Raw genomic sequence first — 25,203 nt, forward strand, 5'->3', positions numbered from 1 at the left:
ATAGGGAATCCAATAAGATGAGCAATAATGAGTTTGAAAATGTCGATGAGCACGAGCAAGCGAGAATTTTATATTATCGGGCTTGTATCGCTGAGTTTCAGCAGCTTGGTTATCAAGAAGCATTTTTGGACGAAGTTTTGCGTCAACAACGTGCATTAAGAAACACCTACAGCGATCCTAACCCCCTACAAAATGAGTAAAAATTGGCGTTAGTGCCGAGTAACTAAGCAGACTGCACAATCTATCACCATTCAGTGCTTTTTTACAAGAAAAGTATTTGACATATTTTTTCTAACCTATATTATACGCCCCACAAGACGGAGAGGTGGCCGAGTGGCCGAAGGCGCTCCCCTGCTAAGGGAGTATAGGGTTTGTAGCCCTATCGAGGGTTCGAATCCCTCCCTCTCCGCCATTTTTAATGGTTGTCTTGTACGGACGCATAGCTCAGCTGGATAGAGTACCTGGCTACGAACCAGGCGGTCGGAGGTTCGAATCCTCCTGCGTCCGCCACTTTTCCTTAAGTGGTTAAATATAAAGGCAGGAAAAAGGCGGTCGAAGGTTCACCTTCAAAAAATACGTCCTGAGTCCAGCACTTTTCTTTAGGTGGTTAAATATAAAGAAAGTTGGAAAACTATACATTCGTAACGGACGCATAGCTCAGCTGGATAGAGTACCTGGCTACGAACCAGGCGGTCGGAGGTTCGAATCCTCCTGCGTCCGCCACTTTTTCTTAAGTGGTTAAATAACAAAGGTAGGAAACAGGCGGTCGGAGGTTCACCTTCAAAAAATACGTCCTGATTCCGGCACCTTTCTTTAGGTGGTTAAATATAAAGAAAGTTGGAAAACTATACATTCATAACGGACGCATAGCTCAGCTGGATAGAGTACCTGGCTACGAACCAGGCGGTCGGAGGTTCGAATCCTCCTGCGTCCGCCACTTTTCCTTGAGGTGGTTAAATATAAAGAAAGTTGGAAAACTATACATTCATAACGGACGCATAGCTCAGCTGGATAGAGTACCTGGCTACGAACCAGGCGGTCGGAGGTTCGAATCCTCCTGCGTCCGCCACTTTTCCTCAAGTGGTAAAATAAAGAGAGAAACAAGCCGACGAAAGTCGGTTTTTTTGTGCCTAAATATCTCGTGTAGGAGCAGGTTTACCCTGCGATCTTTTACAAAAGTTGAATATGACGACGGTCGGAAGTTCACTCTCCACAACACACGTCCTGCGTCCGCCACTTTTCCTCAAGTGGTGAAATAAAGAGATAAACAAGCCGACGAAAGTCGGTTTTTTGTGCTTAAATATCTCGTGTAGGAGCAGGTTTACCCTGCGATCTTTTACAAAAGTTGAATACGACGGCGCTCGGAGGTTCACTCTCCACAATACACGTCCTGCGTCCGCCACTTTTCCTCAAGTGGTAAAAAAAGAGAGATATACAAGCCGACGAAAGTCGGTTTTTTTGTGCCCAAATATCTCGTGTAGGAGCAGGTTTACCCTGCGATCTTTTACAAAAGTTGAATATGACGACGGTCGGAAGTTCACTCTCCATAACACAGGTCCTGCGTCCGCCACTTTTCCTCAAGTGGTGAAATAAAGAGAGAAACAAGCCGACGAAAGTCGGTTTTTTTGTGCTTAAATATCTCGTGTAGGAGCAGGTTTACCCTGCGATCTTTTACAAAAGTTGAATATGACGGCGCTCGGAGGTTCACTCTCCATAACACAGGTCCTGCGTCCGCCACTTTTCCTCAAGTGGTGAAATAAAGAGATATACAAGCCGACGAGAGTCGGTTTTTTTGTGCCCAAATATCTCAGGTAGGTGCAGGTTTACCCTGCGATCTTTTACGAAAGTTGAAGACGACGGCGCTCAGAGATTCACTACTGCATGATTAAACTCCCGAAACACTTTTCATTTTTTTTCTGACTGATACCCTAATTGCGTATTTATTTAGAGAAAGCGTTATATGTTTCAATCACTCAGAATTTGTTTACTGCTTGTTTTTTGTTGTGTTCCTTTAACTGTTGAAGCGCTTACATTAGGTGCTGAGCGCGCAGATGAGTATTTACCTGTGTTAAAAGGTAAGCGCGTCGGATTAATCGTAAACCAAACATCCCGCGTTGACGACCAGCATCTAGTTGATTACTTACTTAATAAAGAAGTGGATGTTAAAAAGGTCTTTGCACCGGAACACGGTTTTCGTGGTAATTATGATGCGGGTGCTAAAGTCGATGATGCAAAGGATGTGAAAACTGGGCTACCAATCATTTCGCTTTATGGCAGTAATAAAAAGCCAAGGCCTGAGCAGCTCAAAGATATCGATGTGCTTATTTTTGATATTCAAGATGTGGGGTTGCGCTTTTATACATACATCAGCACTATGCACCTCGCGATGGAAGCTGCAGCCGATGCAAATATTGAATTTTGGGTTTTTGATAGGCCAAATCCAAATATTGCGTATGTTGATGGCCCATTATTAGAAAAACTATTTCAATCTTTTGTTGGTATGCATCCCATTCCTGTATTGCATGGCATGACCGTTGGCGAACTGGCAACTATGATTAAAGGAGAGGGGTGGTTAACCTCGCTTAAAGCGCCACAGTTACGAGTGTTTCCAATGCGAAACTATAGTGGCAGCACTGAATATAGATTGCCGATCCCGCCAAGTCCTAACCTACCAAACCAACAAGCAATCTACTTGTATCCATCTTTGTGCTTTTTTGAAGCGACACCTATTTCTGTTGGTCGTGGAACGAATTTTCCATTTCAAGTTTTTGGCTACCCAGATCCTAAATTGGGTGAGTTTCAGTTCACTCCTCGACCAGTGCTAGGCGCGGCTTCTAATCCTAAATTAAACGGTGTGACTGCGTTTGGTCAGGATTTAAGAAACAGCAATGTACGAGGTTTTGATCTAACTTGGTTTGTTGCTGCATACGCGCAGTTCAAGCACGAGAATAAAGCGTTTTTTCAGTCCCCCGATTTTCTCGATAAGCTTGCTGGCACGGACAAAATCCGCAAAGCCATTGAGTCTGGCCAATCAGCATTAGAGTTGAGAAAACTGTGGCAGCAGGATGTACAAGGTTTTTTAAAGCAGCGGAAAAAGTATTTATTATATCCGAGGTAGTATTGGGTTTTTGCTAGAGGTAAACGGCAGTGAAAGTCTGCCGTTAGAGGTTTACATCTTACTCGCTACGCAATATTTGCATGTTTTCATTGGCCTTATCCACACGTTTTTGCCAATGTAGGTTAGATTGCGTAAGTGCCGTGAATAAAACATCAATAAGGTAGGCCTGAGAAGTACGAGACAGCATACCTGAATGTTTAAGTGGTTCCCCTTCATTAATGCAATATAGTATCGCATCCGCCATTTCTGCGAGTGAGTGGCTACCGTAACGTGAAATGGCGAGACATTTACAGCCATTATCCAATGCTTGATTAGTCAAGGTTAGCAAGCTCTTGCTGGTTCCTGTATTGCTGATCACAATTAAAAGATCGTCTTTCCCCATTGTTGCAATAAAGCTAGAGGCGCTGATTTCATCAACTTGAGCAATCGCAGGTATACCAAGCTTTTGGAGTTTCCAAGTTAAATCCTGTGCCATCGTGAAAGTGCTACCAAGTGCACATACGATGACTTTTCGTGCATTTTTCACTAACTGAATTGCGTTTTCGAACTGTTTTGCTGAGTTCAATTTTCGAGTTTCGGAAATAACATTTTGCTGTTTTAGTTGTAGTTTATCTGCGATCAACTCGATAGAATCATTGCTGGAAATTAACTCATCAATTGGGGCGCTATTGTCTGTTTGCTCATTGAGCGCATCAACAACGGCAAGTTTAAAAGCTGGAAATCCTTTATAACCCAACTTTTGGGCAAATTTTACGACGCTAGATTGGCTGACACCTGCTTCGCGTGCCAGTTCAACAGAGGAAAGCGCACGGATTTTATCGCCCGAGTTCAAGGTAAAGTCAGCAAGCTTTGCCTCACTATTAGATAGTGATGGACGAAGTGCTTTTATTTTGACAAATGTAGACATACGATACTCAATCCGAACTAATTTAATCTGTCCATATTATAGGTTCAATTGGAACGTTACGATAGACCAAAAAGGAATATCATTGCACAAAACACACTCATTGTACCAGTATTGGGGTTAAATGTTGACTTAAATTTAATTTAGTCGCAAAGACTTGGTGTTTTAAACCGCTTAACTTAAGCTAAGTGTTTTGAATTTGTAGACTAAACTATATGGCTTGGTACTCGATTTTGCCACCTTTGATTGCAATTGCAGTCGTGTTTTGGCGTAAAGAAGTAATTATCGCATTGATTTTAGCGCTAGTTTCTTCCGAATTTTTGTTAGCTTTACATGGCCAGCAGTCGTTAGTTGCAGGCACATTTGTGGGCAGTATTGAACGTATTATCGAGGTTGCAACATCGGCAGGTAACAGTCGGATCTTGATTTTTAGCATAGTGATCGGTGCATTGCTCGCCTACATACGAGAGTCAGGCGGTGTTGCAGCAACGGTGAATATGTTGCTTAATCGAGGTGTTGCTAAGAGTAAACGTCAGGTTGGCTTATTGACTATGTTTACAGGCACGGCGGTGTTCATCGAATCAAATATGAGCGTGCTAACCTCAGGAATTGTTGCAAGGGGACTATTTGATAAGTTCAAAATGAGCCGAGCTCGTTTGGCTTACATTATCGATAGTACTAGCGCTCCTGTATGTATTTTGATTTTACTTAATGGCTGGGGCGCTTATGTTCTTGGACTGCTGAGCAACTATGAACTTGAGCAATCAGCAGTGAGCATTTTATGGGGGAGTGTCGCGTTTAATTTTTACGCAATTATCGCGCTGTTAATTGTTCTCTATACGATTGTCTTTGATAAGGTCCATGGACCGATGAAGAGTGAAGAGCAAGAGTTAAAGCACCATACGGGTGAATTAAGTAGTGGGCCGAGCGCCACCAAGTCGCGTTATATGCTGATCCCTTTATTGACGCTGATTGTGAGTATGATTGGGTTTATGTTTTGGACAGGCGATGGTGTATTGGCAAATGGTAGCGGCTCTAAGTCAGTACTTTATGCCACAATCTTAGCTTCAACGGTTGCGTACTTGCTGCTTTTGACTGGCAAGAGGTTTAGTCATCACGAACTAATGGATGTTGGATTTAAGGGGATGGGGGAGCTGCTACCACTGGTAAGCATTGTGTTGCTCTCTTTGACCTTAGGTGCAAGTCTAAAAGAGTTGGGAACTGGGACTTTTGTCGCGTCTTTAGTTGGTGACTATCTGCCTATTTACTTGATAGTGCCAGTGCTCTTTATTACTGGTGCAATCATGTCATTTACAACCGGTACGTCGTGGGGCACCTTTGCCATATTAATACCGATTGGTGTGCCACTTATTCAAGCGCTTGGCTTACCGCCGTCACTCGTACTTGGAGCTATCTTAAGTGGCGGTATATTTGGCGACCACTGCTCGCCTATCTCTGATACCAGCGCAGTATCGGCACTGGCATCAGGATGTGATTTATTAACTCATGTTAAAACCCAACTCCCCTATGCACTGGTGGGGGGCGTATTAGCTATTACCAGCTTCTTTATTGCTAGCCTTATTATGATTTAAGAGCGCCTGTTAGGGGCAAGCCAAAACTTGGTGTTGCCCCATACTCTCAATTGCAATTATTTGACCTTTTTCGGCGGTCGACAGTGCGAGCATAACGGGTGTATTAAAATTGATAACACTGGTTTTTGATTGTGGCATAGCACTAAGTAAACTCTCTTTTAACTCGATTAGAGTACGAGTATTACATTCCTCAATCAACCAAGCGTTGTCGTTAATCGCAACCAATCTACCGTAACGTTGCTCTTGAACTCGCTGCTTTGCGACTTCAAATTGGGCATCTAATACTTTCTTTTGTTCATCTATCCGAGCTAGATATTGGCCTTGTGTTAGCTCATGCGTTTCGATGTGCTGAAAGTTGCCATAACTCACTAAATGTGCACTTGAATTGTATTCTTTATTAAAATTAAAATCTTGATTCTGGTACCACAAGGTGAAAAGTAAGGCGAGTGAACAAGTAACTGCGCTCCACTGCCATGTTTCTACGCGACTGAGATAGTGATGGATAAAGCTCACCACCCGTACCTTGACGCGAGCTGCCAGTGTTAGCGGTTTGTTCTGTTTATTAGCTTGATAAGCTTCTTTCAGTTTTACGTCAAATTCATCTAAATTACTCATGCTCTTCACTCACCTGAGACTTAATAGTCTCTTTTGCGTATCTAATTCGAGTTTTCACAGTTTCTTGTGTGGCCCCGACAATTTGGGCTATCTCAGCTAAGCTGAACCCTTCTAACTGTAGGCTTAGCGCTTCTTTTTGTAATAAAGGAAGCGCAGCTATTTGCTGGTATAGCCACGACTGTTCAGAGGTCTTAGTGAGCGCGTCGGTGCTAATGGTGCCTACTTTACTGTTAGTAAGCTCCGAGAGTTTATCTGATGCTCTAATAGAGTCGATTAACAAGTTACGTGCAATTTGAAACAGGTAAGCTTTGGGGTGACCCTGTTGTCGATAAGAGCTCTTCTTTTCGATGACTTTAAGCCATGTTTTCTGGCATATATCTTCTGCCGATGCTGTCTGTGTTTGTGTTCTTAGAAAGTGAAATAAATCACTTTGATAGCGCTCAATGACTTGCTCTAGGTACTTCACTTTACCCGTCGTAGCATACTCATAGAGCGGATCTACTATATTGCTGGTGGCGCGAATGCGCCACATTTTCAGGCTACTCAGCATAGGCAATTCCACGTCGTTATACCAATTTGTGTTGTTCAGTGATTTACTTTGGAGTTAACCTCTCAAATTGGTTGGATACTTATCTACTGTTATTTATTGTTGTAATGTAAATTCCAACACAACACGTTGAGCGTATTGTGATTGTGGCTTTCCGTCAACGATGAGCGGTCTGTATTTCCATTTTCTCAGTGCTCTTATAGCGGCCTGGTTAAATACTCTTTTGGGTTCTGCATTTGTTACTCTAACATCAAATACTTCACCTTGTGGAGAAATGGTAAACTCCATTTCAACCCAGCCTTCCACTCCGTCTCTTGCGGCTGCTGGTGGGTAGTTAGGGTTGCTTCTAACAAGTGGAGTCGCTTGCCCATCAGTGTTTAGTTTTAGTGTCATAGTATTAGTGAATTTACCTAAATTGATATCAGGTGCTTCATTACTAATTTGTAGGTTATTTCCTATATCAACAATATTTTCAACTGGTCTAACAGGCGCAACCATGGGCTTGGGTGGTTCAGGTCTTGTGCTTTTCTCCGCTACAGGAGAGTCCTCTTTGTCTGTTGCTATCGTAAGGTCAAATACCTCTATATCTACAATTGGACGCGTTAACTCTTGAGAAACTAAATTTTGCATAAAACTGAAAGTAGCAAAAGTAATCACAATTGCGCCAGCAAATGAAAACGCAAGTTTTAGAATCGTTGAATTCGGTTGTTTAAATGTCGTTAATGTTGTCATGATTTCATCCCCAGTATGATATTTCATATATAGAACGTTTGGGTAAATGAAACAGGGTGAAAGTTTTTAGATTTTTTTGATATGTATCTTGGTTCGGTTGCAGGCTATGGATTACAATGCACGAAAAGCAGAACACATATTTTATTTTTCGTGATCATCATAGGTAGTTATGAAGTTAGTTGAGATCAATAAAGCGCGTTATCGCAAACATTTAAATCAAGTAATTATTGCCTGTGTTGTGGCTTTGACTATCGGCAGTTTAGGTATTGCTCAGTTATTGATCCAGCTATTTCCTGACGCCGATGGCAGTCACTTTCATTGGAATTTAACTGGTGTGGCAGCGACCTGCATCGTCATTGGACTTGTGCTTAAAAAGTATAAAGCGCACCCTTTTATGACCGAGGTCAGTTATGTGTGGGACTTAAAGCAGTCACTGAACAAAATTACCCGTAAAATGTCGAAGTTAAAGCAGGCTGCACAGCAAGGTGATGTGGACGCGATGACGGCAATACAGTATAGCTATGCAGGGTCTCGTCAACTGTGGCAACTGGATGACAACACCATAACAATGGATGATTTAGCGGTGTGGCAAGCGGAGCTAGATGCGCTTGCGTCCAAGTATCAGGTTGAAATAAAAGCAGAAAATTACCACGAAGTGCTTTTACAAAAATACTAACCGAGTGAGTTAGATTAAGTTTATAAATTTTCACAATTTTTAATGTGACACTTTTGTTTCATGTCGGTAATATAGCAAGCCAATTTTTTCTATTAAAGGAACGGGTTGGTTGTGCTATTACGTCATCGTTTACACCAGTTTGGCTGGTTGGTTCTTATCAATTCTCTTTTCTCAATCTTAATTACCATAAATGTCGTAAATACAAACCCTGTCGATTATCACGGATTGACGCTATTCTATGCTTCTATATCGACATGGAGCCACATGGCTTTGCTCACGGCTTTAGTGAGTATTGTGGCTATGCCGATAATATTGTTACGGTCAAATAAAGTAAGGTTTTTTTGCTTTGCTTTATTCTATGCATTGTTTTTTGTAGCGCTTATTGCGAATAGCTTGTGCTTTGAGCTTTACAAATTTCATATTAATGGTGTTATTGTTGATATGTTGCTTGCCGGGCAAGTTATAGAATTTTCTCCAATAGCGTGGACTCAAGCGATCGTTATTTTTATTGTGATATTTGTTTTCCAGTTTTATCTTGCAACGTGGCTGAGTAAACCCCGAACTGTTATGAAGTTGCGGCTTGGTCGAAAGTTTACCAGTGTGACCGTTATAGCGCTGTTGGCGAGTAACACAATGCATGCTTGGGCGAGTGCGACGGTATATCAACCGATTACGGGGTTCAGTAAATACTTACCATTTTTTAAACCAGCTACAGCAAACTCCTTCATGCGTAAATACGGTCTTGTTGACGAGGAGGCACTGGCACAGCAAAAGTCTATGTCTTTAACACAAGGACAATTTAACTATCCGTTACAACCTATTGAAGTAGAGCCAGTTGAAAAGCCTCTCGATATTGTTTTTGTGGTACTAGATTCTTGGCGTTATGATGCTTTCACGGCACAAGTTACTCCGAATATTTGGCGGTTCTCACAGCAGGGAGTGGTCTTCAATCAACATTTCTCCACAGGTAATTCTACACGAACGGGGATCTCTGGACTGTTTTATGGTTTGCCAGGCACTGCTTGGCAGGATATTTACAATAATCGAGTTACGCCATTATTGATGGATAGAATGCGCGATTTGGGTTATCAATTTGGGATATTTTCGTCTGCACAACTGGTTCGCCCAGAGTTTAATGAAACCGTGTTTGCTCGCATTGAGGGACTAAAAACGCATACAAAAGGCGATGACGTATTAGCGCGAGATAAGCAGGTCACAAAAAACTGGTCTTCTTGGTACACAAAGCGAGATCCAAATAAGCCTTCATTTAGCTTTATTTTCTATGACGCAATCCATGGCTATGCAGTTCCTGAGGGTTACCATGCTGGGTTTGAGCCAATGCACGGCCCCATTAATCATATGTTGTTGGACAACAATTATGATAGAGAACCAATTTTAAATCGTTATCTGACCAGTACACACTTTGTAGACAGTCTCGCTGCATCGGTATTAGAGCAACTCGATATAGAAAATACACTTGTGATCATTACTTCTGATCACGGTGAAGAGCTTAATGACAACAAGCTTAATTACTGGGGACACAATAGTAATTTTACGGAACCACAGATAAAAGTGCCATTTGTTGTGGTTGGGCCAAAAAGCGAAAAGTGGCAGCATTGGCAAGCCTCAGATGTGGTGACCAGTCATTTAGACGTGGTACCGACGTTGATGAACGAGTACTTGGGGGTCAAAAGTACGCCTAAAGATTATAGCGCGGGTTATAACTTAACTGGACCGGTTAAACAGAGAAATTGGTTACTACTTAGCAGCTATAATAAATATGCGGTTGTGAGTAAGCAGCAAATTATTGAAGTTTCACCCATGGGAACCTATGAGTTGCTCGACCCAGCGAACAAGCCATCTGAACAAGAGCCTAATTTTGAGTATATTCAAGAGGCAATGCAGCAGATAAGCCACTTTCAGTAAATACAAGTAAATTATGTATGCTGATGGGCTGCTGTGTTGTTCATCAGTACACACTAACGCGAGCTATAGTCTCTAAGCGCTTAACGAGTAGAATTGAAAGGCATTTTTCTTGTCTTTTTTGACCGTATACATAGCGACATCAGCACATTCAATTAATTGACTTAATTCAACCGCGTCCCTTGGGTAAGTTGCGATACCTATGCTCGCACCAACTCGTAGTGGTTGTGATTTCCCTTCGGGCGTTTGCCAAATCATTTCAGTGTTTATCGCCGCTAGCAGACTTTCTGCGATACGCTGCAATTTTTCATTTTTGGCGCAGTGCAAGGCAATCAAGAATTCATCTCCCCCCCAGCGGCAAACCACATCTTGTTCTCTAACCTGAGCGCTAATCTGTAAAGCGATATGTTTTAGCATCGCGTCACCAGCGTTGTGGCCATAAATGTCATTGATTGGCTTAAATTCATCCAAATCAATAATAAAGAGGCTAAAGGGAGCTTCGTTATCTAACCACTCGTTGATTTTTATTTCAGTACCATGACGATTATAAAGGCCAGTAAGTTTATCGCGACTTGCTTTTCTATTGAGCTCATGAAACACAGTTTTCCGTAGGGTGATGTCTGACAATAAGATTTGTAAGTAGAAATGCCCACCGCTTTCGACTCTCAACATGATAATGCTCAACCATACAGGTTGTTCGGTTAACGGATTAATGAATTCAAACTCTGACTGGGTTGGTTGGTTTAACTCCAGTGTATGCTCAGTGAAAGTATAAAGAATATCTGGAGTCGTGCAGTACCGACCAAAGCTTTCTGGGAAATATTCATCAAGGTCAATAGCCATGCCAGCCAGTAAATCACAGGCTGCATCGTTAGCTAAGATGACTTCGCCTTTATCTTTTACCAATAAAGTGGGAGAGGAAGATCTTTCAAACATGAGCCGAAAGCGCTTCTCTAGCACTTCAATATCAGCTCTTAGTTGCCGTTCTTGCTCAAACATAGAAGCGGTTTTGGCAATAAGTTGATTGGCATTACTCGCAATGTCGCCGATTTCACTCGATCTGTGTCCTCTTGGCACGACTAAATTCAAAGGTGTTCCAGGAATAACTGTCGCTATCTGACTGCTCAAGTTGCTTAGGGGTTTTGTCACTATGAAATGTGTTACAACAGTGAAGATGATCAAGATAGGGATGATTACGACCAGTAAGGTTTGAACGCTTGAACGTGCGATTTCTCTAGCATTTTGTTCGATAAAAACGGAGTTTGGTTGTATATAGATCTCACCAACAACTTCGCTCAATAAAAATGGATGATTAAGTTTAATAATAGTGGCATCTTGTGGCCTAAACCCTACACTCTGAGCAAGCCATTTTGCTTCACTCTTAATTGCAGCCGAAGAAATAACGTCATTACTGACTAGGCCATTAATAACTTCTACAGCAAGATCTTTATCATTGAGATAAGTCGCAATAGAAGAGGAGGATGAAACAGTTTGGCCAATTTGCCCGATAATAGTAGTAGAGCGCCGAAGCTCACGGTCAAAAATATGGTCGTGATATAACTTAGCGTAAAGCATCGAAAAAATAAAAGTCGAGACAACAAGCACGAGTGCCAGTCGCACGATCAACCCATACTTAGTCATTGATTTGATAGATTACCTTCACATCACCTGTTACAAAGTCTGCTGGAACATAGCCGATTGCATTTGGAATATTTCTAACATTTTCAAGTATAGCCGACGGTGAGGAAAATGACTGTGGGGGAGAAACTTTACCGCTGAACTTTATTCTCGACCAATAGGCGTTGATTTGGCTCTCATTGCGTCCTGTCAGTGCCAGAAAAAAAGGGCCTCTTAAAGGGTGAGATTTTTCGTAGTCATAGGTCACAGCCATATCGCCGTTGGGAAAGGCAACGTATTTTCCCATGTACATGTCGATGAGCTGACGCTGAGATATAGAGTCAACAGGGTTGTCTTTGTTAACAATGACCGCAATATCAGCAGTTGCCGAGAATGGATAAGAAATTAGGACGAAAACAATAGAAAGTAACTTACCCATCAGAACACCCAATTAAAGCTAAGCGTAAAGGTGTTGAACGAGAGGTCGGGATCATCAAACTGGTCAATGTGATGAAGATAGAAAGCGCTTGGCAAGTGATCGGCTGATGTATGTTTCCAGTTGAGCTTTAAAGCTAATGTCGGGCTTAGCTCACGTCTCCAAGTAACCGAGGTGCTATACTGATCCAGCTGATAAAAGCCAGAATGCATGGAGGCGGCTTCATAAATTTGCATTAACTCGGGTAATGGAACAAGTGGACCTGGCTCTACTCTCTCTTCGTTGTCGGATTTAGCAAGTGAGTAAGTGAAAGACAAGGTGTCTAAATCGAAACGCTTACCCAATGTGATATAACCTGCTTTTAAGCGATTAAGTACGCTGGAATTTGAATCCGTCAAAGATATTTCACTTTGTACCAACCACTTCGAGTCATCGTATCTCATGCTGAACGCACTATAAGTAAAGCGTTTATCGAGGATATTCAATGATTCGATCAGCTCATTTCTTGTTGGCCAAACTTGTAACGGAACTTGTGACAAAGCGTCACGTAATTGCCGTTGCTGCTGGTGTTCATTTGCTGACTTTGTCGTTGTGTAGTTGGCTCTAAACAGCCAGTTTAACGTTTCGTATTGTATCGCCACGCCTAAGATAGACTTGAGCTCTACATTCCAAAAAAAATCATTATCACTATATATAGGAGATTTGGAACGCCCCCAGTATGTTTTGATGCTGGCTATGCCTTGATGAAGTGGTGCGCGATATTGCAAGTCAACACCGTCCAAGTTTTGATGAGGAATAATAGAATAAAACTCGACAGGCGGATGCTCCATATCCATTGAATAGCCAATATCACGATATTCAGTCATTAAAAATAGGTCTAACCCGGTGCGTCCTGCGCGAAATTGCCAGTTTGAATTTAGGTTGTAGCGTAGAAAAGCTAGTTTGATTGCATTGTTAACTCGATCATCACGCTGCTCTTTTAAAAGCAATTGGCCAACAAGCTCTACATTATCATTTGCATGCCACTCGGCCTGTAGACCCAAAGAAGAAAATGAAAAGTCGAGCTCATCTTTGGTGACACCACTTGGTTGAGAGATGGTCTCTCTAATTTTGGCTGTGTGTGAATCTGTTTTAACCGCTTTGAGTGTAGCGAAGCCGCTGAAATCAATGTCAGAGCTGTAGCTAAACGTGGTTGAAAATAATAGTAGGCAGATAAAAACAGAGCGCATGAGATATATACGTTTTCGCTTTCCTTTTTATACAGCCTAGTTCGAATTTTGACATTTACCAATGCGATGTTCGTCTCGCCCTTGTATAATGATGCAAGAGACACCATATCCCATTTATGGTAACATATTGTTATATTATCACATTAGGCAAGATTGAGACGTGGCAGAAGTAAGAGCGAGAGTCGGGCTGAAAGTAGGGCAGCACAGTAACATCCCTGCAGAAATAGTTTCATTTTCTGGGCTAAAAGATGGTCAAGAACACGTTGCGCTAGTATTTAATGGCGCAGACAGTCAGCAGCAAATTCCCCTAATCCGTATGCACTCTGAGTGCTTGACTGGCGATGTCTTTCATTCTTCTCGTTGTGATTGTGGCGAACAATTAAATGAGTGCATCGAGACGATGCATAAACAGGGCGGCATATTACTATACTTGCGCCAAGAAGGTCGTGGCATTGGTTTATACAATAAAATCGATGCTTATGTATTGCAATCACAAGGGATGAACACCTACGAGGCAAACAACCACCTCGGCTTTGAAGATGACTTAAGAGATTTCTCTGATGCCGTGTTGATGCTTCAGGCGCTCGGATTAAACCACGTTAAGTTAATGACGAATAATCCTAGAAAGCTAAAGGCGTTGAGAAATGCAGGTATTATCGTCGATGAAGTGGTTGGCACTCAGGCGCATGTTAAAGCAGGGGTTTCTGGTAATGAACAATATCTAAAAACTAAGATTCAACATGGTGCCCACATGCTCGATATCAAAAAGATATCAAAAGCTGATTAGCCCAATCGCATAGAACCATTATTACAAGCCAACTAGATAACTGCTCCGGTTGGCTTGAAGCACCAAACACTTAATTTTCATTTTTAACTCCTCAAACTCAAGATGTTTAAATAGGTTACGTTAACTGTCAGTATTTACCTAAAATATGCGAAAAAGCGCTGATAAATACGCCTTTCATGGCTTTTCACCCGACGTGGTAATCAGTATAATCGAAGGCGTTATAGCTTAAATTAAGTGGACTATGTCGACACCAATTAGAACATTCAAAGCAAGCATGGGCGTGCAGTGGCTAAAAGCCGGGTGGGCAATTTTCAAAACCCAGCCTATGACTTTCATGCTGATGTATATTTTCATGGCAGTAGTAAGTTTATTGCCTCTGTTCGCACCTATTTTTCATATTATCGCTGCATTGTCTGGTCCTTTCTTAAGCGCTGGTTTCTATCTTGCTGTCATCAATAAACAGATCGATAAACCCATAAAATTGGCTGATATCTTTGAGCCTTTTGCAGCAAAAGGGCGGCGATTAAATTTGTTCCGCGTTGGTATATATCAAATGGCAGGTGCACTGTTGCTGACTATGGTTGCCGGTGTGCTATTCAGTGATGTAGCGACTGCGCTCGAGAGTGTTGGCCCAAACACGGATCCGAATGAACTTATCGGACTCATCGCGAGCAATATTAGTTTTGCCGAAGTTGCAGTATTTGTGATTGCACAATCGGTCATTATGATGGCCTTTGCTTTTGTCGTGCCGCAGGTCTTTTTCCAGGGTGAGAAACGTATTTTTCACGCGATGAAGTGCTCGCTTGCCGCTTTTTATCATAATATGGCTGCGCTGAGTATTTACGGCTTAGTCGTCGCCGCACTTATCGTCGCGTCTATACCGCTGTCTATGATCCCTGCAATTATAATCATGCCGGTCGCGATGATAGGTTTTTTTGTTTCTTTTCAGGCGATGTTTATGCCAATCGTCGTTGAAAAGAAAGAAAATGATGAGAACGCTGACATCTCTCAGTCTGACTCAGGACGCTTTGACGCCTGATGGACGAACAAGAAATTAAAAAGCTAAAAAACTATGCGGTTTGGTTATTGTCGAGACAAGAGTACTCTGAGTCAGGATTGACGCAAAAACTACTGCAGAAAGGGGCTACAGCGGCAGTCGCAGAGCAATTGGTGTCTTGGCTAAAATCGCTCGATTACGTTAATGACGACCGCTATGCAGAGAGCTTTCTAAACCGCCAGATTGCAAAAGGACTTGGAGAAAAGCGTGTATTAATGGATGCAGGGCAAAAGGGGGTGAGCCGAGAGGTTCTGCATACACTAATTGCTGAGCGCGAAATTGATTGGTACATGCAAGCCGCAAAAACCTATGAAAAAAAGTACGGTATTTGCGCACAACCGATAGAATATAAAGAAAAAACTAAGCGCGTGCGTTACATGAGTTATCGTGGCTTTAGTTTTGATGAAATAGATTTTGCAATTGAAGCTGCAATGACAGCAGCAGAGCAAGAAGAAATAAAGGGTGAATGATCACATGCAGCATATGACTACCGCACAAATCAGGCAAAGCTTTTTAGATTTCTTTGCTAAACAACAGCACCAAGTGGTGCCTTCAAGCTCGTTAATTCCGGGTAATGATGCCACCTTACTGTTCACCAATGCTGGAATGGTGCAGTTTAAAGATGCTTTCTTGGGAGCGGAAAAGCGCCCTTATACGCGAGCAACTAGTTCACAGCGCTGTGTTCGTGCGGGTGGTAAACATAATGACCTTGAAAACGTAGGTTATACCGCAAGACACCACACTTTCTTCGAAATGCTAGGTAACTTTAGCTTTGGTGATTATTTTAAAACCGACGCAATTAAGTTTGCTTGGGGTTTCCTCACGGATGTAATTAAGCTGCCAAAAGAAAAGCTATTGGTCACCATTTATCATGAAGATGATGAAGCATTTGATATTTGGTCAAAACAAGTTGGTGTTCCAGAAGACAGGATCATCCGTATTGCGACGGCGGATAACTTTTGGTCAATGGGCGACACGGGTCCTTGCGGTCCTTGCTCTGAAATCTTTTATGACCACGGTGAGCACATTTGGGGTGGACCTCCGGGCTCACCAGAAGAGGACGGTGATCGCTTCATTGAGATCTGGAACTTAGTATTCATGCAGTACAACCGTCATGCTGACGGCACCATGGAACCGCTGCCAATGCAGTCGGTCGATACCGGAATGGGCCTTGAGCGTATCTCTGCAATTATGCAGGGTGTGCACTCAAACTATGAGATTGACTTGTTCCAAGCGCTGATAAAAGCTGCTGCAAAAGTAACAGATGCACAAGATTTAGAAGATAAATCATTACGTGTGGTTGCTGACCACATTCGTTCGTGTGCGTTCCTTATTGCTGACGGCGTTATGCCATCGAATGAAGGCCGTGGTTACGTGCTGCGCCGTATTATTCGTCGTGCAGTTCGTCACGGTAATAAACTCGGTGCAAAAGGGGCCTTCTTCTATAAACTAGTTGCCGCACTCGCTGAGCAAATGGGTGAAGCTTACCCTGAACTAGTGAAGCAACAAGCGATTATCGAAAAAGTATTACGCATTGAAGAAGATCAGTTTGGTAAAACTCTAGACCGCGGTTTGACTATCCTAGAAGACAGCCTTGCAGGTATTGAAGGCGACGTTATTCCAGGCGATCTGGTGTTCAAACTCTACGATACTTATGGTTTCCCTGCGGACTTAACTGCGGATGTGGCGCGTGAGCGTTTTATGACGATAGACGAGCGCGGCTTCCAAGCATGTATGGAAGAGCAGCGTAAAAAAGCGCAAGCGGCTGGCAAGTTCGGTGCAGATTACAACGAGCGCTTGAAGTCTGATAAAAACACTGACTTTAAAGGCTATGACGCTGAGCACTATACCGGCACTGTGGTTGAAATCTTTAAAGAAGGCCAACACACCAATACGTTAGAAGATGGTGAACAAGGTGTGGTTATCCTTGACCGCACGCCTTTCTATGCTGAGTCAGGTGGCCAAGTTGGTGATACGGGTGTACTAAAAGTAGCTAACGGCGAGTTTGTAGTTACTGACACGCAAAAGCTAGGTAATGCATTTGCACACCATGGCCATGTGGTTGGCCGTATTGGTGTTAACGATAAAGCCGATGCACGTATTGACGCAGAGCGTCGCGAGAGAGTGAAGAAAAACCATACTGCAACTCACTTGGTCCACAAAGCACTGCGCGATTTACTGGGCGATCACGTAACACAAAAAGGCTCGTTAGTATTACCAGATCGTCTTCGTTTCGACTTCTCGCATTTTGAAGGCGTCACTAAAGCACAATTGCAGCAAGTAGAAGATGCAGTGAACGCAGAAATCCGCCGCAACTTTGCTTTACAAACTGAGTTGATGGATATCGATGCTGCTAAAGACAAAGGTGCGATGGCGCTATTTGGCGAGAAGTATGACGATGAAGTTCGAGTCGTATCAATCGGAGAGTACTCAATTGAACTTTGTGGTGGTACACACGTGAAACGCGCAGGTGATATTGGCCTATTCAAAATTGTCTCAGAAGGGGGTATCGCAGCAGGTGTTCGTCGTATCGAAGCAGTAACAGGTGCTGATGCTATCGCTTATGTTAATGAGCAAGAACAGGTGCTTTCTGAAATCGCGGCTTTGGTTAAGGGTGATACCTCATCTGTGCTAGAAAAAGTATCAGCGCTGCTTGAAAAGTCAAAAGGCCTTGAAAAGCAAGTTGCTCAGCTAAACGACAAACTAGCAAGTGCAGCGGGTGCAACGCTGCTTGACTCTGTAACGGAAGTGAATGGGATAAAATTACTCGTTGCAAACGTTGCAGGAACCGAGTCTAAAGCACTGCGTGGCATGGTAGATGATCTGAAGAACAAGATTGGTTCAGGCGTTATCGCGCTGGGTGTAGCGAATGGCGATAAAGTAAGCCTAATCGCTGGCGTAACAAAAGACTTAGTAGGTCAAGTTAAAGCAGGTGAGCTAGTTAATCACATGGCTTCTCAAGTCGGTGGTAAAGGTGGCGGTCGTCCTGATATGGCACAAGCTGGTGGCTCACAACCAGAAAACCTAGACGCAGCACTAAACAGTGTTCCAACTTGGTTAAATGAAGTAACGCAGTAATCAGCAAGTGGCGCTGATTGTACAAAAGTTTGGTGGCACCTCGGTGGGTTCGGTAGAGCGTATTGAGGCTGTTGCCGAACACGTTATCAAAACACAACAACAAGGCCACCAAGTGGTGGTCGTGTTGTCTGCAATGTCAGGCGAGACAAACCGTCTTATTTCCCTTGCCCAACAAATTGATGCACGTCCAAGTTCTCGTGAGCTAGATGTGTTGATCACCACTGGCGAACAAGTTTCTATCGCGTTATTGGCGATGGCCATCATTAAGCGTGGGCATTCTGCCGTGAGCTTACTTGCCGATCAGGTTGGTATTAAAACCGATAACATGTTCTCTAAAGCGCGGATCACGGAAATAGACACGACCCGCTTAAAGCAAGAGCTTGAGCATAACCGAATAACCATTATTGCCGGATTTCAAGGACGCGATGAAGAAGGCAATATCACCACGTTGGGGCGTGGTGGTACAGATACCTCAGCAGTTGAAATCGCAGGGGCTTTGCAAGCAGACGAATGTCAGATATATACTGATGTCGACGGTGTGTACACTACCGATCCACGAATAGAGCCAAATGCAAGGCGTTTATCACATATTACTTTTCCTGAGATGTTGGAGCTGGCAAGTGTTGGCGCTAAAGTTTTGCAGATCCGCTCGGTTGAAGCGGCCGGTCGATACAATGTACCACTGCGCGTACTTTCTTCGTTTTCTCCCGATAACGGCACCTTAATTAGCTATGAGGAAGGTAAGATGAAAAACACTAAAGTGGTCTCTGGGGTAGCGAGTGTCAAAGACGAAGCACTTATCCTAGTTAACAATGTCGATGCAAAACCTAGTAATCTTGCCAATATACTTTCGCTTCTTGGTGAGCATAATATTGAAGTCGATATGATTAACCATTTGAACCACAGTGAGAAAAAAATAGACTATGCTTTTACTGTGCACACAAATGATTGTATTCTGGCGGAAGAAGTTTTAGCGCAACATGCACAAAATTTAGGTGGCGCAACCGTAGAGGTTAATGCTAACGTGGCAAAAATCTCAGTGGTTGGCATCGGGATGAAATCTCATTCAGGTGTTGCTGGTCTCTTTTTTATGGCATTGGCCGAAGAAAATATTCACACTCTATTAGTATCCACATCAGAGATAAAAATCTCGGCACTGGTAGAAGAAAAATATTTAGAGCTAGCTGTTCGGGCTTTACATGCCAAATTCGGATTGGAAAGTACTGAGTAAAAGAAGTTTTTGCTTACTTTTCTAGGAACTTTTATTTAAAATGGATTTGACGCGGAATCTTTTAAATTTTGGAATAACAGGAGCAAGAGAATGCTAATACTAACTCGTCGAGTAGGTGAAACCCTGATGATTGGTGATGAAGTGACTGTAACAGTACTAGGTGTTAAAGGTAACCAAGTACGTATTGGTGTAAATGCGCCTAAAGATGTTTCAGTTCACCGTGAAGAAATTTACATGCGAATTCAGGCTGAAAAATCTAGCCCAGGCAATATGTAATTGACCAAATACTGAATTACGATGCTAGTTAACATGATTTAACTAGCAAAAAAACCCCGCGGCTGCGGGGTTTTTTATTTCTGGCTTTGCCCAGATAAAAAGGTAATTGCTTCTTCGCTAAGTCCAGATTTACTGATATAGCTCGGTTTATTTTGGTGAAACACCAAAAAACCTCTGTCTGTTTCGACGAGTTTATCTAAGTCGTCAAATGGGTAAGAAAATTCGGCATGTGTTGCCTTGGTACTAATGCCAGTTTTAGTGATTGAAACTTCAACGGTATTACCAGCTGCGCGAGAATATGCTTGCCTTATCACCCACCACGCTTTGCGATAATAGAAAGCAACGCATTCAACCACAGCTAGTAAAATAAGAAAGTTTCCGACGTAATGCTCTTGCAAACCGTAAATTGCAAACAGCCCCAACGCAATTAGCAGTACAAGGAGACCATATTTCGGTTTAACCGCAAGCCCATTAGCTTCAGATTCTTCAAAACACTCTCGATAGTAGGCTTTATCTAACTTAAATTGGCTTTGAAAAGATAAATTTTCATTTTGTTCAAGGGAGGGCATAGACGTTCGTTTTGGCAAAAATTTCCCCCTATTATACCCATCTGTATTGAAAAAGCTGTAATGCGAATAAATTGTTTGCAGCTGCCTTTTGCTACAACCAGCGAAATACGTGCTACACAGGGTGACGTTTACGTAAACGTTACGTTTTGGTCTGTCCAATTTACAATTTGCCTTGCGTAATCAAAAATCCATTCTATATTCATTAAAATCTCAGTATTAGTTGACGCTATTTTGAATATTTTTCATATTTATTACGTTAATTTTCTATATTTATTAGTACTTTCCTAGTTAACTCACTGATTATTTGTAAGTTAAGTGTTTTGGTAATACCAATTTACAATGGGCTTTACATTGGAACATTTTTTGTTATAAGGTGAATAAATATCTACAAAAAGTGAAGGTTTATACCAGTTCGTTAACATCGAATAGGAAAACCAAACAGCAAGTAAGGGGTAAAAATGGATATTGGAGCGCAGCTACTGCAAGCAGGAAATCTCATGCTGACCGGCATGGTTGGTGTTTTTGTTTTTCTGTCCATTTTGATTTTTGCGATGCGGCTGTTGGCCAACTTTGCTGCTCAATTTAAAGAAGTAGCGCCAAGTACCACAAGATCAAAAACAACCAGAGCAACATCGTCACAGGGTGTGCCGCAGGCACATATTGCAGCCATTAGTGCTGCCGTTGCAGCCTACAGAAAAAACAATTAATAGGGGTTTTGCATGTCACAGTTAAAGCTAACCGAATTAGTGCTGCGCGATGCGCATCAGTCATTACTCGCCACCAGAATGCGTTTGGAAGATATGCTTCCCATCGCTGAGAAGCTAGATAATATGGGCTATTGGTCTGTTGAATCGTGGGGGGGAGCAACCTTCGACTCGTGTATTCGCTATTTAGGCGAAGATCCATGGGAGCGGATCCGTGCACTGAAAGCTGCGATGCCGAAAACCAAACAGCAAATGCTACTGCGTGGTCAAAATTTATTGGGCTATCGTCATTATGCTGATGATGTTGTCGAGAAGTTTGTTGAACGTGCCCACCATAACGGGGTAGATGTATTCAGAATATTCGACGCAATGAACGATGTGCGCAACTTAGAAACGGCTATTAAAGCGGCCATTAAAGTGGGCGCGCATGCGCAGGGGACGATTTCGTACACCGTAAGCCCAGTTCATACGCTGGAAATGTGGCTCACGCAAGCTAAGCAGCTTGAAGACTTAGGCTGTCACTCTATTTGTATCAAGGACATGGCTGGGTTACTGAAACCCTATGATGCTGAAAAATTAATCTCTGGGCTTAAAGCGTCCGTCTCGATTCCTATCGCAATGCAGTGCCATGCAACCACAGGACTCAGCACCGCAACTTATCAAAAAGCCATAGATGCGGGTATTGATATGCTCGATACGGCGATTTCTTCGATGAGTATGACCTATGGCCATAGCGCAACAGAAACTATTGCGGCGATTGTGGAAGGCACAGAACGTGATACAGGGCTTGACTTACTTGAGCTTGAAGAGGTTGCAGCCTATTTCCGTGAAGTGAGAAAGAAATATGCCGCTTTTGAGGGCAGCTTAAAAGGGGTCGATGGTCGTATTCTATCTGCACAAGTGCCAGGTGGCATGTTAACCAATATGGAAAATCAACTTCGAGAGCAAGGTGCAGGTGACAAGCTTGACGCGGTACTAAAAGAAATTCCAAGTGTGCGTAAAGAGCTTGGCTATCTGCCGCTCGTAACACCAACCTCACAGATAGTTGGGACGCAAGCGGTATTAAACGTACTGACTGGTGAGCGATACAAGTCTATAACCAAAGAAACGGCTGGCGTGCTGAAAGGCGAATATGGAGCGACACCAGCGCAAGTCGACCAAGCTTTACAACAACGCGTGCTTGAAGGCGCAGAGCCTATTACTTGCCGTCCTGCCGACTTAATTGAACCTGAGTTGGATAGCTTACAAAGCGAGTTAGTCGCCACTTCAAAAGAGGAGCAAATTAACCTAGCAGATGAGGTTATTGATGATGTGCTTACCTATGCATTATTCCCTCAGATTGGTCTTAAATTCCTGAAAAATCGCAATAATCCAGATGCATTTGAGCCAAAACCGACGCTTGTTGAAAGTAAAGAACAAAAAGCTGCAGCGACGCCTGCTAAAGCCAATTCATCAGCTGCTGAGCGTTACAGCGTAAAGGTGGATGGTAAAGTATACGATGTAGTGGTTGCGCCGGGTGGTGAGCTCAAAGAAGTACAAGTCAAAGACAGTGAGCTTATTCCGCAATCAACCTCTGTGAGCTCCAGTGAAACTTTGAATGCGCCACTTGCCGGCAATATTTTTAAGCTTATGGTGCGGGCAGGAGATGAAGTACAAGAGGGCGATGTGGTACTCATCATGGAAGCCATGAAAATGGAAACCGAGGTGCGTGCAACACACAGTGGCCAAGTCGCGGAGCTACTCGTCTCTGAAGGCGACTCCGTCAGTGCTGGCGATGCCATCATGTCTTTAGCATAAGGGTGTCGTGATGGAAGGGTTACTTAATTTATGGCAAGCAACAGGGCTTGCCAACTTCACAGTGCCAGCACTTTGCATGATGGCTGTAGGCTGCGGACTTTTGTATCTTGCGATCGCCAAAAACTTTGAACCGCTCCTGCTGGTGCCGATTGGCTTTGGTGCCATACTCACGAATATTCCTGTTGCTGGGCTTGCCGATCCAGGCGGACTGTTGTACTACGTGTATTACATTGGTATAGACAGCGGAGTATTCCCCTTGCTGATCTTTATGGGGGTGGGGGCGATGACAGACTTTAGTGCCTTGATAGCCAACCCCAAGATGCTGTTGCTTGGTGCCGCTGCGCAGTTTGGGATTTTTGCCACTTTGTTTGGGGCTATTTTGCTGAATTATATTCCGGGCTTTGAATTTACCCTGCAAGACGCTTCAGCAATCGCTATTATTGGCGGTGCAGATGGACCAACTGCGATATTCCTCGCGTCTAAGCTTGCACCCGAGTTACTAGGGGCAATTGCGGTGGCGGCCTATTCATATATGGCGTTGGTGCCAATTATTCAACCACCAATCATGAAAGCACTCACGACGCAGCAGGAGCGTCAGATTGCGATGCCACAACTGCGCCATGTATCAAAAACCGAAAAAATCTTATTTCCTCTGGCCGTACTAGGTTTGACGATATTGTTTTTACCTGCTGCAACACCTTTGGTTGGTATGTTCTGTTTGGGTAACTTGATGAAAGAGTGTGGCGTAGTAGATCGTTTGAGTAAAACAGCACAAAATGAATTGATTAATATCACCACCATTTTCCTCGGATTGGCGGTGGGCTCAAAGTTGGCAGCTGATCAATTCTTAACGGTTGAGACGTTGGGGATTTTAGCGTTAGGTGCCGTGGCATTTGGAATTGGCACAGCAACAGGAGTGTTAATGGCTAAAACTATGAATAAGTTTAGCGATACGCCCATTAATCCGCTGGTTGGTGCCGCTGGGGTGTCTGCAGTGCCAATGGCTGCGCGTGTGGTTAATAAGGTCGGCCTTGAAAGTAATCCACATAACTTCTTGCTGATGCATGCGATGGGCCCCAATGTCGCGGGTGTATTAGGCAGTGCGGTTGCTGCTGGTATTTTGCTTGCACTGGTAGGCTAAGTTACACTTCTCCAACCATTTGCGTGGCGATTTTAGGTTGCCGCGCATTTTTATTTCTGGACTTTATATTCTTGAACTTGATAGTCTTTCGTCACTTTTAATTAACACGAACAACTTCAGATGAAGTTTTTAGCTCCTTTCTTATTCTTGTTGTCCTGCGTGACAGTTGCAACGGAAGTGTCGACTTTAGTGGTAACGCCGATTGCAGAGCATGTTTATAAACATGAATCTTCGCTACGCGTCGAACCCTGGGGGTTAGTGTCAGGCTCAGGGTTGATTGTGGTCGACGGTCAAGACGCGTACATTGTTGATACACCTTGGACCGAGCAAGACACAGAAGCGTTGCTATTATGGACTGAGGACCGCAAGCTCAATGTCAAAGGGGCGGTGGTCACGCATTATCATCAAGATGCAAGCGGTGGCCTAGCGGTATTAAATAAACACCAGATCCCAACCTATGCATCAGCCCACACTAACCATCTATTAGCCCAAAAACACAGCGCAATCGCGTCACATAATTTGCCACAAGCCTCAGCAGCGATAAAGTCAGGTGTCGTTGAAACCTATTTCCCAGGTGCAGGACACTCGAAAGATAATATTGTCGTGTGGCTGCCACAATCTAAGATTTTATTCGCAGGATGCTTTGTGAAAAGTGTGGCAAGTAAAAGCTTAGGTAACTTGGAGGATGCTTCGGTTGATGAGTGGCAAGCGTCTATACACAAGGTATTGAGCCGATATCCGGAAGCAAACATGGTTATCCCAGGGCATGGTAAAGAAGGGGATTTATCTTTGTTGCACCATACCATTGAGTTAATCAAAATCGAGCAATCAAAAGGTAAATAAAGGACTGACATGAAATTTATTCCATTTCGTAATTTACGCTGTCCGGGTTTAGAAACTGCGCTGTGGTATTGTCGCTTGTTGTTTTTAACGGGCGTAGCCTTGATAGTGCTCGGGGTGATCAAAGAGGGGATTGCAATCTATCATTGGCTAATCGCCATGATAGAGAATGGCGACGCGCCAATAAAAGCAGCCTATATCTATGACTTAGATTTGCTTTCCCACCCAAACTTTCATTTGATCATTGTTGGAGTGGTGAAGATCTACTTCTCCTGTGGCCTTGCGATTAAACTTAAAACCATGTCCCACGAGCAGGCGTTACAAAAATAACGAA

24 protein-coding genes and 5 tRNA genes are annotated in these 25,203 nt (G+C 43.2%); 21 read left to right on the forward strand and 8 right to left on the reverse strand.

Annotation, left to right across the window (positions count from 1 at the left end; translation table 11 throughout):
- Window positions 1-17: 17 nt before the first annotated feature.
- From L1D50_RS00585 to L1D50_RS00615, 7 genes are all read left to right on the forward strand, one after another.
- Window positions 18-200 (forward strand): hypothetical protein, encoded by a 183-nt coding sequence (locus L1D50_RS00585; protein ID WP_010375970.1) that lies wholly within the window; start codon window positions 18-20, stop codon window positions 198-200.
- Between the two features lie 119 nt (window positions 201-319).
- Window positions 320-412, forward strand: a tRNA-Ser gene (locus tag L1D50_RS00590).
- 21 nt (window positions 413-433) lie between these two features.
- Window positions 434-510, forward strand: a tRNA-Arg gene (locus L1D50_RS00595).
- 136 nt (window positions 511-646) lie between these two features.
- Window positions 647-723, forward strand: a tRNA-Arg gene (locus tag L1D50_RS00600).
- Between the two features lie 137 nt (window positions 724-860).
- Window positions 861-937: transfer RNA gene (locus L1D50_RS00605), tRNA-Arg, on the forward strand.
- 55 nt (window positions 938-992) lie between these two features.
- Window positions 993-1,069, forward strand: a tRNA-Arg gene (locus L1D50_RS00610).
- Between the two features lie 891 nt (window positions 1,070-1,960).
- On the forward strand, window positions 1,961-3,118 hold the full coding sequence (locus L1D50_RS00615; protein ID WP_239965293.1) for a DUF1343 domain-containing protein: 1,158 nt from the start codon (window positions 1,961-1,963) through the stop codon (window positions 3,116-3,118).
- A gap of 58 nt (window positions 3,119-3,176) precedes the next feature.
- Here the strand turns inward: L1D50_RS00615 and L1D50_RS00620 are convergent, their stop codons facing one another.
- Complete coding sequence (locus L1D50_RS00620; RefSeq protein WP_128725540.1) at window positions 3,177-4,025, reverse strand: MurR/RpiR family transcriptional regulator; 849 nt, start codon at window positions 4,023-4,025, stop codon at window positions 3,177-3,179.
- Between the two features lie 212 nt (window positions 4,026-4,237).
- Between L1D50_RS00620 and L1D50_RS00625 the strand changes: the two genes are divergently transcribed.
- Window positions 4,238-5,614: a Na+/H+ antiporter NhaC family protein gene (locus tag L1D50_RS00625; protein WP_239965294.1), complete on the forward strand. Its 1,377-nt coding sequence runs from the start codon at window positions 4,238-4,240 to the stop codon at window positions 5,612-5,614.
- Between the two features lie 9 nt (window positions 5,615-5,623).
- On the opposite strand, the gene L1D50_RS00630 is transcribed toward L1D50_RS00625, so the two are convergent.
- The 3 genes from L1D50_RS00630 to L1D50_RS00640 all read right to left on the reverse strand — a co-directional run bounded on the left by L1D50_RS00630 (window position 5,624) and on the right by L1D50_RS00640 (window position 7,535).
- Window positions 5,624-6,229, reverse strand: a complete 606-nt coding sequence (locus tag L1D50_RS00630) for a hypothetical protein (protein WP_239965295.1) — start codon at window positions 6,227-6,229, stop codon at window positions 5,624-5,626.
- Entirely contained in the window at window positions 6,222-6,779 is a 558-nt protein-coding gene (locus L1D50_RS00635) for a sigma-70 family RNA polymerase sigma factor (protein WP_239965297.1), read from the reverse strand. The genes L1D50_RS00630 and L1D50_RS00635 overlap by 8 nt, the downstream gene beginning before the upstream one ends.
- Window positions 6,780-6,872: 93 nt before the next feature.
- Window positions 6,873-7,535, reverse strand: a complete 663-nt coding sequence (locus tag L1D50_RS00640; protein WP_239965298.1) for an energy transducer TonB — start codon at window positions 7,533-7,535, stop codon at window positions 6,873-6,875.
- A gap of 142 nt (window positions 7,536-7,677) precedes the next feature.
- Between L1D50_RS00640 and L1D50_RS00645 the strand changes: the two genes are divergently transcribed.
- Both L1D50_RS00645 and L1D50_RS00650 read left to right on the forward strand, forming a co-directional pair.
- Entirely contained in the window at window positions 7,678-8,184 is a 507-nt protein-coding gene (locus L1D50_RS00645) for a DUF3087 domain-containing protein (RefSeq protein WP_128725545.1), read from the forward strand.
- 111 nt (window positions 8,185-8,295) lie between these two features.
- Entirely contained in the window at window positions 8,296-10,110 is a 1,815-nt protein-coding gene (locus L1D50_RS00650) for a DUF3413 domain-containing protein (protein WP_239965299.1), read from the forward strand.
- A 72-nt stretch (window positions 10,111-10,182) separates the two neighbouring features.
- Here the strand turns inward: L1D50_RS00650 and L1D50_RS00655 are convergent, their stop codons facing one another.
- Genes L1D50_RS00655 through L1D50_RS00665 form a run of 3 tightly spaced genes read right to left on the reverse strand, consistent with a single transcriptional unit; the run spans window position 10,183 to window position 13,389 of the window.
- A complete protein-coding gene (locus L1D50_RS00655; RefSeq protein ID WP_239965300.1) occupies window positions 10,183-11,748 on the reverse strand; it encodes a GGDEF domain-containing protein in 1,566 nt (521 codons plus the stop codon).
- Window positions 11,741-12,163, reverse strand: a complete 423-nt coding sequence (locus L1D50_RS00660; RefSeq protein ID WP_128725548.1) for a hypothetical protein — start codon at window positions 12,161-12,163, stop codon at window positions 11,741-11,743. Before L1D50_RS00660 ends, L1D50_RS00655 begins: the two co-directional genes overlap by 8 nt.
- Window positions 12,163-13,389: a hypothetical protein gene (locus tag L1D50_RS00665; protein WP_128725549.1), complete on the reverse strand. Its 1,227-nt coding sequence runs from the start codon at window positions 13,387-13,389 to the stop codon at window positions 12,163-12,165. Before L1D50_RS00665 ends, L1D50_RS00660 begins: the two co-directional genes overlap by 1 nt.
- Window positions 13,390-13,549: 160 nt before the next feature.
- Here L1D50_RS00665 and ribA point away from each other — a divergent pair, with 160 nt between their 5' ends.
- The 6 genes from ribA (at window position 13,550) to csrA (ending at window position 19,818) form a co-directional block, all read left to right on the forward strand.
- On the forward strand, window positions 13,550-14,176 hold the full coding sequence (ribA, locus tag L1D50_RS00670) for a GTP cyclohydrolase II (protein WP_128725550.1): 627 nt from the start codon (window positions 13,550-13,552) through the stop codon (window positions 14,174-14,176).
- 241 nt (window positions 14,177-14,417) lie between these two features.
- Window positions 14,418-15,215: a BPSS1780 family membrane protein gene (locus L1D50_RS00675; RefSeq protein ID WP_128725551.1), complete on the forward strand. Its 798-nt coding sequence runs from the start codon at window positions 14,418-14,420 to the stop codon at window positions 15,213-15,215.
- Entirely contained in the window at window positions 15,215-15,703 is a 489-nt protein-coding gene (locus L1D50_RS00680) for a regulatory protein RecX (RefSeq protein ID WP_138522335.1), read from the forward strand. The genes L1D50_RS00675 and L1D50_RS00680 overlap by 1 nt, the downstream gene beginning before the upstream one ends.
- 4 nt (window positions 15,704-15,707) lie before the next feature.
- Window positions 15,708-18,311 (forward strand): alanine--tRNA ligase, encoded by a 2,604-nt coding sequence (alaS, locus tag L1D50_RS00685; protein WP_128725552.1) that lies wholly within the window; start codon window positions 15,708-15,710, stop codon window positions 18,309-18,311.
- 7 nt (window positions 18,312-18,318) lie between these two features.
- On the forward strand, window positions 18,319-19,542 hold the full coding sequence (locus tag L1D50_RS00690; RefSeq protein WP_128725553.1) for an aspartate kinase: 1,224 nt from the start codon (window positions 18,319-18,321) through the stop codon (window positions 19,540-19,542).
- A gap of 90 nt (window positions 19,543-19,632) precedes the next feature.
- Window positions 19,633-19,818 (forward strand): carbon storage regulator CsrA, encoded by a 186-nt coding sequence (gene csrA / locus L1D50_RS00695; protein WP_010375935.1) that lies wholly within the window; start codon window positions 19,633-19,635, stop codon window positions 19,816-19,818.
- A gap of 74 nt (window positions 19,819-19,892) precedes the next feature.
- On the opposite strand, the gene L1D50_RS00700 is transcribed toward csrA, so the two are convergent.
- Window positions 19,893-20,405: a YcxB family protein gene (locus L1D50_RS00700; RefSeq protein WP_235956568.1), complete on the reverse strand. Its 513-nt coding sequence runs from the start codon at window positions 20,403-20,405 to the stop codon at window positions 19,893-19,895.
- Between the two features lie 440 nt (window positions 20,406-20,845).
- On the opposite strand from L1D50_RS00700, the gene L1D50_RS00705 reads away from it, so the two are divergent.
- The 5 genes from L1D50_RS00705 to L1D50_RS00725 all read left to right on the forward strand — a co-directional run bounded on the left by L1D50_RS00705 (window position 20,846) and on the right by L1D50_RS00725 (window position 25,199).
- Window positions 20,846-21,094: an OadG family transporter subunit gene (locus L1D50_RS00705; protein WP_128725554.1), complete on the forward strand. Its 249-nt coding sequence runs from the start codon at window positions 20,846-20,848 to the stop codon at window positions 21,092-21,094.
- A 12-nt stretch (window positions 21,095-21,106) separates the two neighbouring features.
- Window positions 21,107-22,888 (forward strand): sodium-extruding oxaloacetate decarboxylase subunit alpha, encoded by a 1,782-nt coding sequence (oadA, locus tag L1D50_RS00710; protein ID WP_138522331.1) that lies wholly within the window; start codon window positions 21,107-21,109, stop codon window positions 22,886-22,888.
- Window positions 22,889-22,898: 10 nt separating this feature from the next.
- Window positions 22,899-24,029 (forward strand): sodium ion-translocating decarboxylase subunit beta, encoded by a 1,131-nt coding sequence (locus tag L1D50_RS00715; RefSeq protein ID WP_138522329.1) that lies wholly within the window; start codon window positions 22,899-22,901, stop codon window positions 24,027-24,029.
- 120 nt (window positions 24,030-24,149) lie between these two features.
- Window positions 24,150-24,872 (forward strand): subclass B1 metallo-beta-lactamase, encoded by a 723-nt coding sequence (bla, locus tag L1D50_RS00720; RefSeq protein WP_239965301.1) that lies wholly within the window; start codon window positions 24,150-24,152, stop codon window positions 24,870-24,872.
- Between the two features lie 9 nt (window positions 24,873-24,881).
- Window positions 24,882-25,199, forward strand: a complete 318-nt coding sequence (locus tag L1D50_RS00725; RefSeq protein WP_010606216.1) for a hypothetical protein — start codon at window positions 24,882-24,884, stop codon at window positions 25,197-25,199.
- Window positions 25,200-25,203: the final 4 nt, after the last annotated feature.

It is taken from the genome of Pseudoalteromonas sp. Isolate6, assembly GCF_022398435.1.
Classification (GTDB): domain Bacteria; phylum Pseudomonadota; class Gammaproteobacteria; order Enterobacterales; family Alteromonadaceae; genus Pseudoalteromonas; species Pseudoalteromonas galatheae.